Raw genomic sequence first — 14,803 nt, forward strand, 5'->3', positions numbered from 1 at the left:
AATCTCTTAATAAGGAAATAACCCTTAAAGTCTCTTCAGATAGATACAAATTATTCCATCCTTTTTACAGTTAAAATTATTTAATCTATCCCCCTTTCCCACTTATTCCAGAATTAAATAATTACAACAATAAAGTATAACTTTTACCTAAAAAATCTTCTTAAAGGTGTACAGTGAGCATATTAGCTGTTCTATTCACGATAAATTATCTACTTCCTCTATCGATTTATTGCGCCACTCACCAAGCTGTTTAGCAATTCTATTGCGCACGGTCTCTCTAAGCTTATCTACCTCATCAGCGGTCTTTCCTTGAGTAAGAACCGGATCCATAATTTTCAGCTTTATGTGCTTAGCCTCACCAAATTTCCAACTGCGCTTTGGAAGCGTATTTTGGGTTCCATCAATTACCATTGGCAAAATAGGAACCCCTTCTCTGACAGCCAGTGCAAAAGCGCCCTTGGCAAACCTGTTTAATTTACCATTTCTTGAGCGTGTTCCTTCCGGAAAAAAGAAAACGGAACATTTGTTATTTAAATAATGACGTGCCTGAAGAAAAGTTTTCACTCTCCGGTCTTTTGCACGGCGATCTACCGAAATATCTCCAGCCAACTTCATCATCCAACCAACAACAGGAGTATCAAAAAGTTCCTTCTTTGCCACCCACTTCATCTCCCATGGTAAATTCGAAATGAGGGGAATGTCTGCCTGTGATAAATGATTACAGACCATAATATAAGGTTCCCGATCATCGATATCTGTTCGGCCACTGATAGTAATTGCCCAATTAGGATTAATCTTAGATATGGCCTTTCCCAACTTTCTAAATAGCTTCCCCGTCTTATAAAAAGCCTTATCCCGATCAAATAGCCGGCGGATAGCCAACATAGGAAGCCATATTAGCAATAACAGCGCTACCCCTAACCAGATAAGGGCTGATTTTATGCTATCCCCCATCACTTAAAATATTTTTGGAATAAGACTCTTTATTACCCCCCAAAATCCTTTGGCCGGTCGCAATTTTCTTCGATTTCGAACAACTGCACGTTCAATAACTTCCGGCTGATATATATCCTTGTTACTGACCTCAATCTTCTCTTGATAAAGATCTTCAGACTCATCAGCTTCCTCTAATGCAGCTTTCTTATCTTGTCTTGTGGATTTTTTTTCAACTTTCTTTTTATCCGATGATCGGTCCTTTTTAGTTCCAGAATGAGTTTGTTGCTTACTCTTTTCTTCATCACCAGATTCACTTTGAGTGACAGGCTCTTTTTCTTTCTGGGGAGATCTTTTATCTTTAGTAGTGGTCTGCTCTCTTTTCTTACTCTCTGAAGTTTTCTCCCTTTTTTGTCTCTTTTCTCTACTTTGTCTGTCGTTTCCTTGTGATTCATTCTTTTCTTCTGGAAGCTCCTTAACAGAAAGTTGATCCCCCACAACTTCCTTAATGGAATGATAGTATTTTTTATCCTTATTACTTACAAAAGTAATTGCGGTCCCGGACTTATCATAGCGCCCCGTTCGACCAATTCGATGAATATAGTCTTCCGGATTATTGGGCACATCAAAATTTACAATAAGGGATACATCGTCAATATCTATACCTCTTGAAAGTACATCAGTTGCCACCATTACCGGATGACTTCTATTTTTAAAGAGGCGCAGCGCCTCATTCCTTTCTTTTTGATCGCGATCGCCATGCATGCTTACGGCATCCACGCCCCGCTTTTTAAGCATCCGCTCGACCTCATCTGTACCGCGTTTCGTGGCACAAAAGACAATAGCCGTTTCATACTTATCCGCATCAAAAAGCTTTTCAAATAGCTTCAATTTCTGTTTGGGATGCACAAAATAAATCTGTTGATCTACGCTCTCCGCCGGTTTGGATACTTCAAATTCCACCTCCGCCGGATTTTTCATCACTTGGTCAACTACTTTCTGCACCTCTTCCACCATGGTAGCGGAAAAAAGCATTGTTTGACGTTCTTCGGGCAGTTTTTTTACGATCTTCATAACATCAGGAAGAAATCCCATGTCGAGCATACGATCGGCCTCATCCAAGACCAGATAATTGAGATGACTGAAATCAAGGTCCAATACCTTCATTTGGTCAATAAGTCGTCCGGGAGTCGCTACAATAATATCCACTCCGGCCCGTATTGCCTTAACCTGTGTACCGTAATCACTCCCCCCCGTAACTGTTGCAGAACTCACGCCTGTATGGTATCCCAGCGCAAATATTTGTTCTTCAATCTGCTGGGCCAGCTCCCGGGTAGGAGATAAAATTAGCGCTTGTGTATGTTCAGACGGATTCTCCATGATTCGCTGTATTAAGGGAATCACAAAGGCCCCCGTCTTCCCTGTTCCGGTTTGAGCTGCTCCGATAACATCTCTACCATTTAAAATTAAAGGTATGCACTCTTCCTGAATAGGTGTTGGGTCTGTATAATTAAGATCTTGTAACCCGAGACTCAACTTTTCATTTAGTGTAAATTGCTCGAAACTCAAAAGTATACCTGTAGCTTTATTGTAATTTATGAAATGCTTACGGCTCTTGACCGAACTCAAAGATACGATTTTATATTTAATTCACTTAACTTGATCCGTAAATTTTTTATAAGATGAAAATTTGGATACCTTTGGAACTTAACTGCAAATTTAAAATTCAATAGTTACAATGATATCAACAAAACTATCTACCTTTTTCTCAATACTTTTCATAGTTCCGGCCTTACTTTTTAGCGGATGCAGTTCGGAATCAGATACCGTATCATCTGATGTGTCCCTTGAAACTAATATCGATAGCGTAAGCTATAGCCTTGGCTATCAAATCGCATCAATGTCTTTGAAAAATCAGGGGATGACAGATATTAAGGCAAATAAATTTGCAGGTGGACTAAAAGCCGCACTTGAAGATAAGGAATCTGCCCTCTCGCAATCTGAGATGCAACAAATTGTGCAGTCTTATCAAATGAAGGCCCAACAAAGAGCACAAGAAGAACAGAAAAAAGAAGCAGCCGAAAACCAACAGAAAGGAGAAGAATTTCTGGCAGAAAACAGAAATAACGAAGGCGTGCAGGTTACCGATTCCGGACTTCAATATAAAGTAATGGAAGAAGGTTCCGGAGAATCACCCACCGCTTCCGATGAAGTTAAGGTTCACTACCGGGGAACCCTGTTAGATGGGACCGAGTTTGACAGTTCCTATGATGGTGATCCGGTACAGTTTCCTCTCAACCAAGTTATTCCAGGATGGACTGAAGGCGTTCAATTAATGCAGGAAGGGGCTAAATATAAGTTCTGGATTCCCGGCGAGCTTGGCTATGGATCAAATCCACGACCCGGCGGGCCAATCGGACCTAATGAAACGCTTACTTTTGAAGTTGAATTACTGGAGGTAAATCCTGAAGATTCTTCAGCAGCAAATTAATTCTTAATGAAAGAGATACTAAAAGGCATGGCGGTTAAACCAACCCCATGCCTTTTTTTCTCTCTTATTTTAATTCTTGGCGGAGAATTTTAAGCAATTCTCGTTTGGCCATGTTAAATTCATTGTTATAATCCACTCTGCTAAAATTAATAACCTCTTTTGCTCCCTTCCTGCCATAAATATCAGTAATTTTACACTTCCGTTTCTCATTTCCAAATGGACTCTCCTTATAGGTAAGAAAATAATGCGACAATCGTTCCACCAAGTGCTCCGGGGCCTCTGAAATATCACGTATATGCCCAAACGAAGCATCTCCCTGCAGAACCGCAATTACTTTGTCATCGGCCTCCTCCCCATCTATCATACGGAGTCCTCCTATTGGGATAGCATCTAAGATTAAATTACCATGGGGTAAATTACGTTCGGTCAACACACAGATATCCAGAGGGTCTCCATCGCCTTCAATATTATCATATCCTGAATTCTCCATACAATAGCGTCCAACTTCTTCGGCACATAAGGTTTGGGGCACAAAACCATAGGGAACGGGACAGATGTTTGAAAACCGTTGCGGCCTATCTACTTTAAGATATCCGCTTTCTTTATCAAGCTCATATTTCATCGTATCCCCGGGAACAATCTCAATAAAAACTTTGATTACGTTTGGTGCCTCGTCCCCAATATTAATCCCATGCCAGGGATGGGGCTTGGAGAATAACTTCATTTTACCTAGCAAACGTCGCAGCTGATCGCTTTCCATTGAACAAATCCTTTTAAAAAATTATATAAGATTAATGAATGAAGGTACTAATTTTTTTGTGATCAATCACTACCTTATACAAGGGATTAAAAATAGAAAAGGAGTCGACGGTTAATCGACTCCTTTTCCAACAATAAATTATCCCAATATGTGAACAGGTTAATTTTCGATGTTAATGAGAATCATAATGTCAGAAACTAATTGGGCTTCCGCATCTGTGCCGGCGGTAAATAAATTACTAACCAGCGTTTCTACTGCTGAATAGAAAGTGGAATACGCATCTACGATGGCATCCGTATTAGCGCTGGCTCCAATACTCGCCACTAATGTAGCTTTGATACCGCCGGTACTATTAATTTGGCTATTAATACCAACAATTGTTTCTGCATTAGCGGAAAACTCCTGTTCAAGTACATCAACAATTTTATGATTATAAGAAGCAAACAGGCTCTGAATTTCGCTTGCTCCTGCAGTAGCTTTACTCCGTACATCCGCACGCAACTGGGTACCGGCCTGTGCTGCTGCCTCTACAGAAGATTCTGCAATTTCGGCTGCTTCCATCCGAGCTTGTACCGCTTTATCAACAGCAATAGCAACAATAACTGCAGAGTTTGCCCTTACTTCTGATTGTGCTGAGCTGGACAATTCAGTAGTATTTTTAATAATCAGGTTGCTCGCTCCTTCTTTAGCCTTCGCATATGCATTTGCATTAATACCTGCCTCAGTATGGGCCGAAGCAACTGCTTGGGTATAGGTATTATAAGCATCGGCTTTAGCAGATTGACTGGATGATGCATATAAGGAAGCATGAAGATTTGCAAGCGCTTCCGCTTTTGCATTTTTGATTTCCATCATCTGCTCTTCAGTAATTTCTATCGACTGATTAGCAAAAAACGTTGCCCGGGCCTCTGCCTCTTTAGCCAGTGCAACAGCAAATTCAGCAGCTGCTTCAGAGTTAGCTTGAATTTCAGCCGCCGCTTCAGAACCGATATAGGTCTCAATATCAGCTTTGGATACTAATCCGGTTTCTCCCCTGGCAACTACTTGCTGATAAACGCTTGCTTCACCACTGGACTCAATAGTAATAGGCTTAAGATCTATAGAAGAACCATTTTTAAGTTCTCCATACAGGCATGCCTTCCATTGCTGGCCTTCCTTTTCGGCCACTACAATAATATCGCCGGAAGCATCTGTTACAGCGTCGGCATCTACCTGGAGAGTAAATTCCCCTTCTGCATTGGTTTCGGCGCTTGCGTTTTGAATTGCTTCCAAACTACCATCCGCAGTTACCCGAGCCATAGTAACTGTCGCTCCTTCAACTGCTGTTGATTGATAGCCAGAACTCTTTGCTTTTTGACCCTCGTTACTTTCGACACGTCCGTTTACCGTTGCCTCGTCGCTATCTGAGGATGTCGAAAGATCACTGCAGGCAAACCCTAATAATGATATTGTGAGTACAATAATAGTATTTTGTATCTGTCTGTAACGCATAACAATAACTGATTTATTAATGTTAATTTGCTGTTTGTATTAAAGTGGGTAAGCAAAAAACTTGTTCCAATTTTTGAGGAAAAAATCATAAACACTCGCTACTTAAGGCCTATAATTCCTTTTCTAAAGGTTATAAAGGGGATATAGCGGAAACTTTTCTGGGAAAGGAAAATTCTCTTAAAATAGAAGAAGCCGGCTTTCAACCGGCTTCTTCTTGTACGTTGGCTTTTCGGGGTACAAATCAATGGTTACAATAGGTAACCAGGGATCAGTATGTTCACTAGTAGATACTCGGATCATAAAGTTTTGTTCCAAATAATTTTATTTTTTTTAAATAAAATTATTTGCCCCCCCACAAATAGTCTGCGAGGCCTGAATTGCGACGTAATTTTTGTTCAATTCCCTTTTTCAATACTGCCTTTTTCCCAAGTATAGAAATCCTTGATCGGGCGCGGGTAATGGCAGTATAAATTAACTCTCTGCTTACTACTTTTGACATCATATTCGGAAGTACAAAAAAAACTTCATCAAACTCTGATCCCTGACTTTTATGAACGGTCAAAGCAAACGCAGTCTTATGCTCGGGCAAACGTTCGGGGGATACAGAACGAACAGAACCCTCACCACGAAAATGGACCTTTAATGCTCCTTCCTCATCTGGCATACATAGACCAATATCACCATTAAACAGATCCAATAAATAGTCATTTTTATTTATGATAACCGGTTTACCCGGATACCACTCTTGGTATTTTGGAACAAGCCTTTCTCCCTGTAATATTTTCTCTGCAATACTATTTAAATGGGTTACCCCACCCGGACCTCTCCGGTGAGCAGTAAGTATTCGAAATTCATTAATCTGGTCAAGCGCTTTACCCCTTGAATTACAATCATTTACCGAATTAAAGTATTCAACTATTTTTTTCTCCAACATAGATTCCAGATCTAATCGGCCATCTACCTGGAAAAAAGAAAGATCTTCGTAACCTAAAAACTCTAGAACTGATAAAAATTGTTCTGCGTCCCCTTTATTAACAGCGCTTGCTAACTGAGCTATCCCACTCTGCTCCTCAAAACGATAGCTCTTAGTCAATAAAGTAATATTATCAATAAGTGGTGTAGGATGATCAGTAGAAAATTCGGAAGGGACCTTCAATCCCAGTGTTGACAGCCACTGTATACTCATTTCCGAAAACTTATTATTGGAGATATTACAAATATCTCCCAATACAGAACCCGCCTCTACTGATGCAAGCTGATCTTTATCTCCGAGTAAAATAAGCTGTGCATCCTCGAGCAGGGCCTCTACCAATTTGCTCATCAGGGCCTGATCTACCATCGAGGCCTCATCCACTATCACCAGATCGTAAGGCACTGGATTATCCGCATTATGCCGGAACTGAGAACTATATCGACGTGCTCCCAATAACTGATGAAGCGTTTGGGCTTTCTCCGGGATACTATCCCGGAGCTCGTTAGAAACATCCAATCCCTCTTTAGCGCTAAGAATTGAATCTTTAAGTCGAGCAGCTGCTTTCCCCGTTGGAGCAGACAATGCTATATTGGGCGGGGTCTTGCCTTTTTTCTGGTACTGTTCCAAGATCAACGCTAGTACGCGAACTACGGTCGAGGTTTTCCCCGTTCCGGGTCCGCCCGATATAATAGATAGTTTATTATAAACCGAGGTGGCAGCAGCGACCTGCTGCCAATCAATAGTATTGGGAGAATGAGTAAACAGTCTATTCAATCCATCCCGCAACAGGTCTTTATCAATTCCCGGCACCTGCTGATTGCTTTTCTTAATCAGCTCTTCGCCCAACGTATGCTCATAATGCCACAACTTGTGCATATACAGCCGGTTGGAATCATCTAAAATCAACGGCCTGTAATCTCCAGGGGTACCCACTGCGGTACTTTTCTTCAATTCGTGGAGCCATGGGTCCAGTTCCGGAAGTTTGATTCCATCTCCTTCTCCTCCTTCTTTAAACACTTGTTGATCCGCATATTCATTCAGTGGCAGACATATATCGCCCTGACGATACAAATAACTGACCACACAAGCTGACTTAAGAACACATTCTGAAATATTTGGATGTTGATCACAAAGAAAACGACATAATTCCATATCAATGGGGCGAATAATATCCTCCCGACGAAGCTGTTCTAACTTGTTCAGTAGATTATCCATTGAGCTGCCCTTTAATGTATTCATCCAATTCTTTGATGATCTTTTCATCAGGACAATCAAAAAATATACCTTCCCGTCCCTTTTCATTTATTCCCCGTACAAAGAGGTAAAAAGCCCCTCCGAAATGATTCTCATACGAATAATTTGGCAGTTGCTTATTCAAGAATCGATGCAAAGCAACGGTATATATGTGATATTGTAGGTCATAGGATGCCTCACGCATTTCGTGCTTCAGTTCCTCCAACTGGTAATCACTGATCGAGTCTCCCAGGTAATTGGTCTTATAATCCAGTAGATAATATTTACCGTTGAATTCAAAAGTCAAATCAATAAATCCCTTCAAAAATCCCGATTCAGCCTCTCCCCTGTTTCCCCATTCAGGGATTGCTCCATTCCGGATAATTGATAACAACCTCTGGGTTTCAATATGATTATTCTGATAATAAAACTCCATTTCCGGGATCTGTCTGTCCTTAATTGTCGATAAGCTAAGGCCTTTTCTATCTGGGTGCAGAGACTTTTGTAATACTAAATCGAGCATTCTGGAAACGGTACTTTTCCAAGATTCATTAATTCCATTTAGCTGTAACTGGTTTAAAATAACCTCATCCTTATCTCCATCCTTGGAAAAATAGTTCTCGAAAATATTGTGTATGCAGGTTCCCGGCTGCGGACCTTTTGGAAAGGTAAATATTGTCTGCTTTTCGGCTTTCTGAATAGTTCGTTCGTCGAGCTCTTCATAATCCATAAATTGATCGTAATCCGGTACATTGGGATCCTCTTCTTCCATCCAGCTGCTCAGTGACGAAAAACTGGATACCTGGTAGCTTGTTCGCAACGGGGTAGTACGTTCAAAAGAACGGATATGGTATTCCGGCTTCTCATCTGTGATACCTGGGAACTCAAGTTGATTATTTTTGGATTGTTTCGGTTCGCGTTTCAGGGTAAAAAGATTAGGATATTCATCACATATATCTTCGATAGCTTCATGCATCGCATCACCGGACCAATCCACAGATTCATCAAAGCCTACCTTTTCCCGCAACAATGCCTCCGGTTGTCCAGGGTCCTGCAACAAATAACCGAGTGATGAAAACTCCGAGGCTTTGGCAAACTCCCATGTCAGGTATAAGCAATGTTCCGCTCTGGTCATCGCAACATACGCCAGGCGAAGACTCTCAGCCAGCTCCTCGCGGTGGTCATAAAACCGCTTTTGGGGACGATCAGGATCTGACTTTCCGCTTAAATCCAAATAAGAAACCTCATTATTCTCCGGATGGTGATATACCAGCGGCTGTCCTTTGTCTTGAATATGAGGCCCATGCCACAGGAATGGACAAAAAACAATGGGATATTGCAGTCCCTTGCTTTTGTGCATCGTCACAATTTTGACAAGCTCCTCATCACTTTCCAGGCGCATTTGCTCCTCTTCGCGCTTATTATTGCTGTTATCCTGCCTTTTCCGGGCCAACCAATGCAGCAAGCTACGGGTACCTTCCCTGTTATCCTGTGACTCTTCCTGAAGCAGCTCTCCCAGGTGAAGTAAGTTAGTGAGTCTGCGCTCACCATTTGAATACTTAATTACATGATCGGCAATATTCAGCTCATCCAGCAGCGACCGAAACATCGCAGAAAATCCCTGATCTTGCCACATCCTATGCCAATCACTAAACTGTTGGAGTACGATAGTCCAATGCTTATCATCTTCTTCAATGCTAAATAGCTCATCGGCAGAATACCTGGTAAGAGGCAAGGACAGGGCCGTTTTAATCCGCGTTTCATTCGCAGGATCTGCCACCGCTTTCAAGAGCTGTTCCAGCTGGCCAGCCTCATCACTTTCAAAGACACTTTTTTCACTGTGCTGGACGCTCTTAATATCGAGCTCCCCGAGGGCTTCGGCAATCAAGTCGGCCTGTTTATGCTTTCTAACCAACACCGCAATATCTTTCGCTTTGACCGGTCTGTCGCCAAGTATAATCTTATTTTTTTTTCCATCTTCAAGTAAACGCTGAATCTCTTTTGCGGTATCCCGAGTCGCATTTCCCCTGGCCTCTCTTTTATTCAGTGAGTCCTGTCCCGGCTCCGATAATCGCCTGAAACGAATGGGGGGACGTTTCGTCCCATACTCAATCAGGGCATTATATTTTTGCTCAGGCCATCCCCATGTTACCTTCTGATATTTAATGTCATCCACCACAAAAGGGATGTCCTGCCCGCCCCAAAAGGCATTCAGCCCCTTTAAAAGATCAGGAGTTGACCGGAAATTCCGATCCAACAGGTATCGTTTCTCCACCGGAGCATCCTTACGTGCTTTGATATAGGAGTATACATCAGCTCCCCTGAAACTGTAGATAGACTGCTTGGGATCACCAATCATAAACAGTACCCTATCGGAATCCTTATAAACTGTACGAAAAATATCGTACTGATTGGGATCGGTATCTTGAAATTCATCCACCATGGCTATGGGATACTTTTGCCGAAGCTTAGCGGCCAATTGTTGCCCTTTTCTCTGGTCCAAAAGAGCATTGCGCAGATGTAAAAGCAAATCGTCATAAGAGAGTACCTGCAACTCTTCTTTCTTTTGGCTGAGTTCTCCGCGCAAATATGTCAGCAGTTCTTTTTTAAAGATTACCTCGAAATCTTTTACCGATTCCTTGATCTCTTTATATTCATCAATAAGCTTAAAAAAGATATGCTGTGGAGATTTTTTGCCCTGCTCCCGGGGCTTTTTCTTGAGACTTTTATCAATTTTACTTTGCTGAAAACGATAAAACTGGGTGAAGGTCTCAAATGGGGGAACATCAGATTCCAGAAACCCATCCATCAAGCCGAACCACTTGTTTAGCGCACTTTCAGTATAGTAACTCAGATCACCTGAATTTAACAGGTCAAAAATTTCCTTTCTTTGGTCATTCCACTCAGACTGAAGCTGTTCATATATCTCCCAAAGTTCCTCCAGCTGCTCTTCAATTTGATAGCTCTCTGTCTTCTCAGGAAGCACCTGCAAATACGGTTTGCCGATATAGGATCCCAGTTCATGGGCTAAGGTGTCGGGCCCCACATTATTATCGATAAAAAGTTTTAGGAGCGGTTGCTTTTTAGGATGTTCTGAAACCTCGGCTACCCACTGTCGCCAGTAGTCGTCTACTGCTTCCTGTACAATCTCAGAATCGTCACCAATCATCTCTGCATCGTACATGGCTCCACTTTCAAACGCCTGTTCCTGCAGGGCCTGATAACAAAACCCATGGATAGTATACACCGAGGCTTCATCGAACATGCGAACAGCCTTCTCCAGCTTTTCCACTGCTTTTGGAGGATGGTCAACCTCATCCAAAAGCTTCTCCAAGAAATCATCAGACTCCTTGTCCATTTTTCCGGACTTAAGCACCTCAATAGAGTCCCGAATACGCTTTAGCAGCCGATCTTTAAGCTCCTTTGTAGCCGCCTCGGTATAGGTTACAACCAATATTTTTCCAACAGAAATATCCTGTTCAATAAGTGCACGGATATAGAGCGAGGTAATATTATAGGTCTTACCTGTTCCTGCACTGGCTTCTACAAGGTTGACCCCAGAGAACTCAATAGCAAATGGCTCCAGTAGTTCCATTTTAGCCGCCCTCTTCATTTAAAGCCTCAAAAAAAGGTGTCCAAAACTGAAGCGCGGTCTCCGTAAATTCGTCATCAAATTGATTTTTCCGCGACGTAATCAATTGATTGTAGGCATCATCCCCCTCTCCCGGGCGGGAATAATACGGCGTATTTATAGCTTCCCATTCCTTTTTAGCCTTTTCTATCCCCACTTCAATATTTTTTCCGTTTTTAGCTACGTTCTCAGCAAAGGCATAAGAGGAATCACAATAAAGCTGCAACGGTTTTTGCAATCCCCGCCAATACCAACTCAAAAGTTCACCTAAAATCATTTCAGCATTTTCTACAGGAGACAAGCGATACTCTTCAAATGATCCGCCATCCCATGCAAATAATAAGCTCTGTCCGGAATGGGTCTGGGATTTAAATTTCTGAAACAATAAATGCCGAATCCACCAATCAATTTTATCCTTGGGACGAGCTTTGCCAAATCGATAGGTCATCTGAGCATCTTCAAATACATTGGAGAGAGTCCCGATAATGCGAAAATCGTTGATCGAAAGAACCACTTCTATATCATCCAGTTGTTGTAATTCAAGGTACTGGCGAATTTCATGGCCAAATGCCCTAACTTCTGCGGCCTTCTGCTGATACGCCTGCTCCCCGCTCCAGCCCTCGGGCAAGATGTCTCTGGATTTCATGACCTCTTCATAGGATTCAAGCGATTCATTTTTAAGGAAGCGTTCCAGCAATTCCTGGCCAATTTTATATCCATCTAACTTATCCAAAGAAAACGGTTCCCGATCATCGGTCAGCACATCTTCTTCCCGCAGATAGATGCCGAGTCTGTTACGCAGTATAAATTTTGCCGGATGCTGAAAAAAGGTGACCAAATCGCTAATAGATAGCTGCTTCCATTCCTCATCGGGCTCGGGTAACTCAGTTCCAAAGAATGCTTTTGTCATTGATTCCGACAAATTACGACAGATCTCAAGTTGTGACTGAGAGTAGCTAAAATAATTTTCATCCCTAAAATAATGAGAGCTAAAGGCTTGCAAACGATGACCTTGTACGATCGATTGAGAATCCAATCCATAATACTCTTCCAGATAATCCAAAAATTCCTGTAGAATCACCGATGGAGGGAAGTTGGAATCCTGCCTGTTACTCTGGCCCACATAGCTGAGGTAAAGACATGTCCGGGCCGACAACAAATTTTCCAAAAACAGATACCGGTCTTCATCTGCCTGTTTGGGATCGCCGATTTCCGGATCCAAGTGCATTAAATCAAATTCGATTGGGATTTTTGACCGCGGGAATGCTCCTTCATTCATCCCGATGATGCCGATTACCTCAAAAGGGATACTGCGCATTGGCATCAGGGAACTGAATGTGATCCCACGACCCAGACGTCCCCCGCCCGTGGATGAATCCTGCAGATTTTCTCCTATCCATCTCCGTACAATAGCGAATGGAACGTTATGATTATAACCGGCCAACGAGGTTTGGTCGGACAATTCATTTACTGCTTTGCGTATTTTGGATATCTCCCAAAAATAGTCGCGATTGTCAGGCAAAAACTGATCTGCGATTTTATTCAGTTCCTGCTTCCATCCATCCGGCGATATCGACTTATTTGCCAGCCTGTTAACTTTGAACAATTGATTCAGAAAATACGATAGTTTTCCAGCCAACTCAGCATCGTCCGAGGTCTCAACTTCATCATAGGCATAAATGTCTTCGTATAAGCTATCTTCAACGGGATGCATTATATAACCCAACAGCACCCGGCGGAGTCCCCTCTGCCAGGTAAAATGATCGCTCCCGGGAAGGTTCAGGTCCTCTTTACTTTTCCCATCAATACCCCAACGGACACGATTATCAGCAATCCACTGCTCAAGCCTGTTCAGCTCGTCATCTGAAAAATCAAATGCATCTCGAATGGCCTTGCTGTCCATCAGATCCATTACGTCAGTAACCTTAAAGCGGCTCTCACATAACTCCATAATCTGTAAAAAAGCCTTGATGGCAGGCTGTTCTTTTCCAACGCTCTTATCAGCAATAGCATACGGAATCTCCGGCTGGCCCTCATCCGGTGTTGAAAACACTGCCTCAATTATGGGGGCATACCCTTCAATATTTGGGGTCATGATAAGAATCTCATTGGGACTTAACTCCGGATTTTCATCCAAAAGAGCCAAAATTTGATCATACAGCACCTCCACTTCCCGCATTGGGCTGTGGCAATTATGTACCTGAATGGATTGATCTACCCGAGGTACATTTAACTTACGCCCTTTTAATGCATTGTCTGATCTAAGATCACTTTGGATAGCTGAAAAAACTGAGGGAGTTGGGTCATCTTCGATATTATTCACAAATTGATAATCCGTATCAGAATATCCGGAAAAGAGAGACATAAACTTGGTCCCCTCACTTCCCAGCGACTGCAGCAATGGATTTTGGAAACGATCACTGTCTTTGATTTTGGGATCTACGGAGAGTTGATAAAAATGGACCTTTGTAAGTTTCGATACCTTCACCATCGTTTCGATAAAGGCCGGTGAAGCGGAAGAAACACCGAAGACCGAAATGCGATCGGGTAATTTGTCTGCCGGCAGTCTATCCTCATGAATGGCTTTCCAAAGATTTTGCTGCAATTCTGCCCGGTGAAGATATGTTCCGTCGTGATGATCTTTCCAATGAGTTATTAACCTTCTCCATAATCGAGACTGCCATTTTTCAGCATCTACATTTTGGGTATATAGCTTTCTCTTCTCCCAGTCCAATATCATTTGTGGCCGATAAATCAAATACTGGTCAAAGACATCAGCAATCTTAGACGCCAGCTTCCAGCTGCGCATTGAGCGCTGTACAGGATCTTCTTCATTTATATAGTGACGCAAGTTCTCAAATTCGGCCAAAAAAGTCTCTTCCTCGAAAAGTTCCATTAACGTCCATGTCATCGGACCGCGATCAGAAGGTAACACATCAGGAATATTATCATCCTGAAGGCGAATGAGGCTCCAGATCCGTTCGGAAGGAAATTCGAATTTAAGGTTGGCTGCAATTCCGTCTTCCTGTTCAGCCATCCTGAGCGTGATCCATTGCCCCATACCATTGTTCGGTACCACAAATATTTCTTCATCCAGCGGATTTTGAGGAGGATTTTCATCAAGCTCCTTAAAAAGCTGATCAGCTAAGTTTTCTAATTCAGTACCGAAAAAATATTTGAGCATTAAGTCTCGCTTGAACGGATCACTAATGTAGTTTCAAAGATTATCAAAAACCGAAAAAAGCATACAAAAGTAAACATTCACATCTAAGGAATTTGAATGATCTACTT

8 protein-coding genes are annotated in these 14,803 nt (G+C 42.2%); 1 reads left to right on the forward strand and 7 read right to left on the reverse strand.

What is annotated here, in order from left to right; genetic code table 11:
• Positions 1-195: 195 nt before the first annotated feature.
• Together ABEB05_RS04260 and ABEB05_RS04265 are read right to left on the reverse strand one after the other, a co-directional pair.
• Positions 196-954, reverse strand: a complete 759-nt coding sequence (locus tag ABEB05_RS04260) for a lysophospholipid acyltransferase family protein (RefSeq protein ID WP_265787812.1) — start codon at positions 952-954, stop codon at positions 196-198.
• A 3-nt stretch (positions 955-957) separates the two neighbouring features.
• Positions 958-2,502 (reverse strand): DEAD/DEAH box helicase, encoded by a 1,545-nt coding sequence (locus tag ABEB05_RS04265; RefSeq protein WP_265787814.1) that lies wholly within the window; start codon positions 2,500-2,502, stop codon positions 958-960.
• Positions 2,503-2,773: 271 nt separating this feature from the next.
• Here ABEB05_RS04265 and bamJ point away from each other — a divergent pair, with 271 nt between their 5' ends.
• Positions 2,774-3,424, forward strand: coding sequence for a BamJ family beta-barrel-assembly machinery protein (gene bamJ / locus ABEB05_RS04270; RefSeq protein WP_345694254.1), 651 nt, complete (start codon positions 2,774-2,776; stop codon positions 3,422-3,424).
• A gap of 64 nt (positions 3,425-3,488) precedes the next feature.
• Here the strand turns inward: bamJ and ABEB05_RS04275 are convergent, their stop codons facing one another.
• The 5 genes from ABEB05_RS04275 to recC all read right to left on the reverse strand — a co-directional run bounded on the left by ABEB05_RS04275 (position 3,489) and on the right by recC (position 14,696).
• Complete coding sequence (locus ABEB05_RS04275) at positions 3,489-4,184, reverse strand: inorganic pyrophosphatase (RefSeq protein ID WP_265787818.1); 696 nt, start codon at positions 4,182-4,184, stop codon at positions 3,489-3,491.
• Positions 4,185-4,343: 159 nt separating this feature from the next.
• Positions 4,344-5,675, reverse strand: coding sequence for a hypothetical protein (locus ABEB05_RS04280; protein ID WP_265787820.1), 1,332 nt, complete (start codon positions 5,673-5,675; stop codon positions 4,344-4,346).
• Between the two features lie 340 nt (positions 5,676-6,015).
• The gene (gene recD / locus ABEB05_RS04285) at positions 6,016-7,863 is read right to left on the reverse strand and encodes an exodeoxyribonuclease V subunit alpha (protein WP_265787822.1); all 1,848 of its coding nucleotides are present in this window, start codon (positions 7,861-7,863) and stop codon (positions 6,016-6,018) included.
• Positions 7,856-11,476, reverse strand: coding sequence for an exodeoxyribonuclease V subunit beta (gene recB, locus ABEB05_RS04290; protein ID WP_265787823.1), 3,621 nt, complete (start codon positions 11,474-11,476; stop codon positions 7,856-7,858). Before recB ends, recD begins: the two co-directional genes overlap by 8 nt.
• Before the next feature lies 1 nt (position 11,477).
• Entirely contained in the window at positions 11,478-14,696 is a 3,219-nt protein-coding gene (recC, locus tag ABEB05_RS04295) for an exodeoxyribonuclease V subunit gamma (RefSeq protein WP_265787825.1), read from the reverse strand.
• Positions 14,697-14,803 lie beyond the last annotated feature (107 nt).

It is taken from the genome of Fodinibius salicampi (assembly GCF_039545095.1).
GTDB lineage: Bacteria > Bacteroidota > Rhodothermia > Balneolales > Balneolaceae > Fodinibius > Fodinibius salicampi.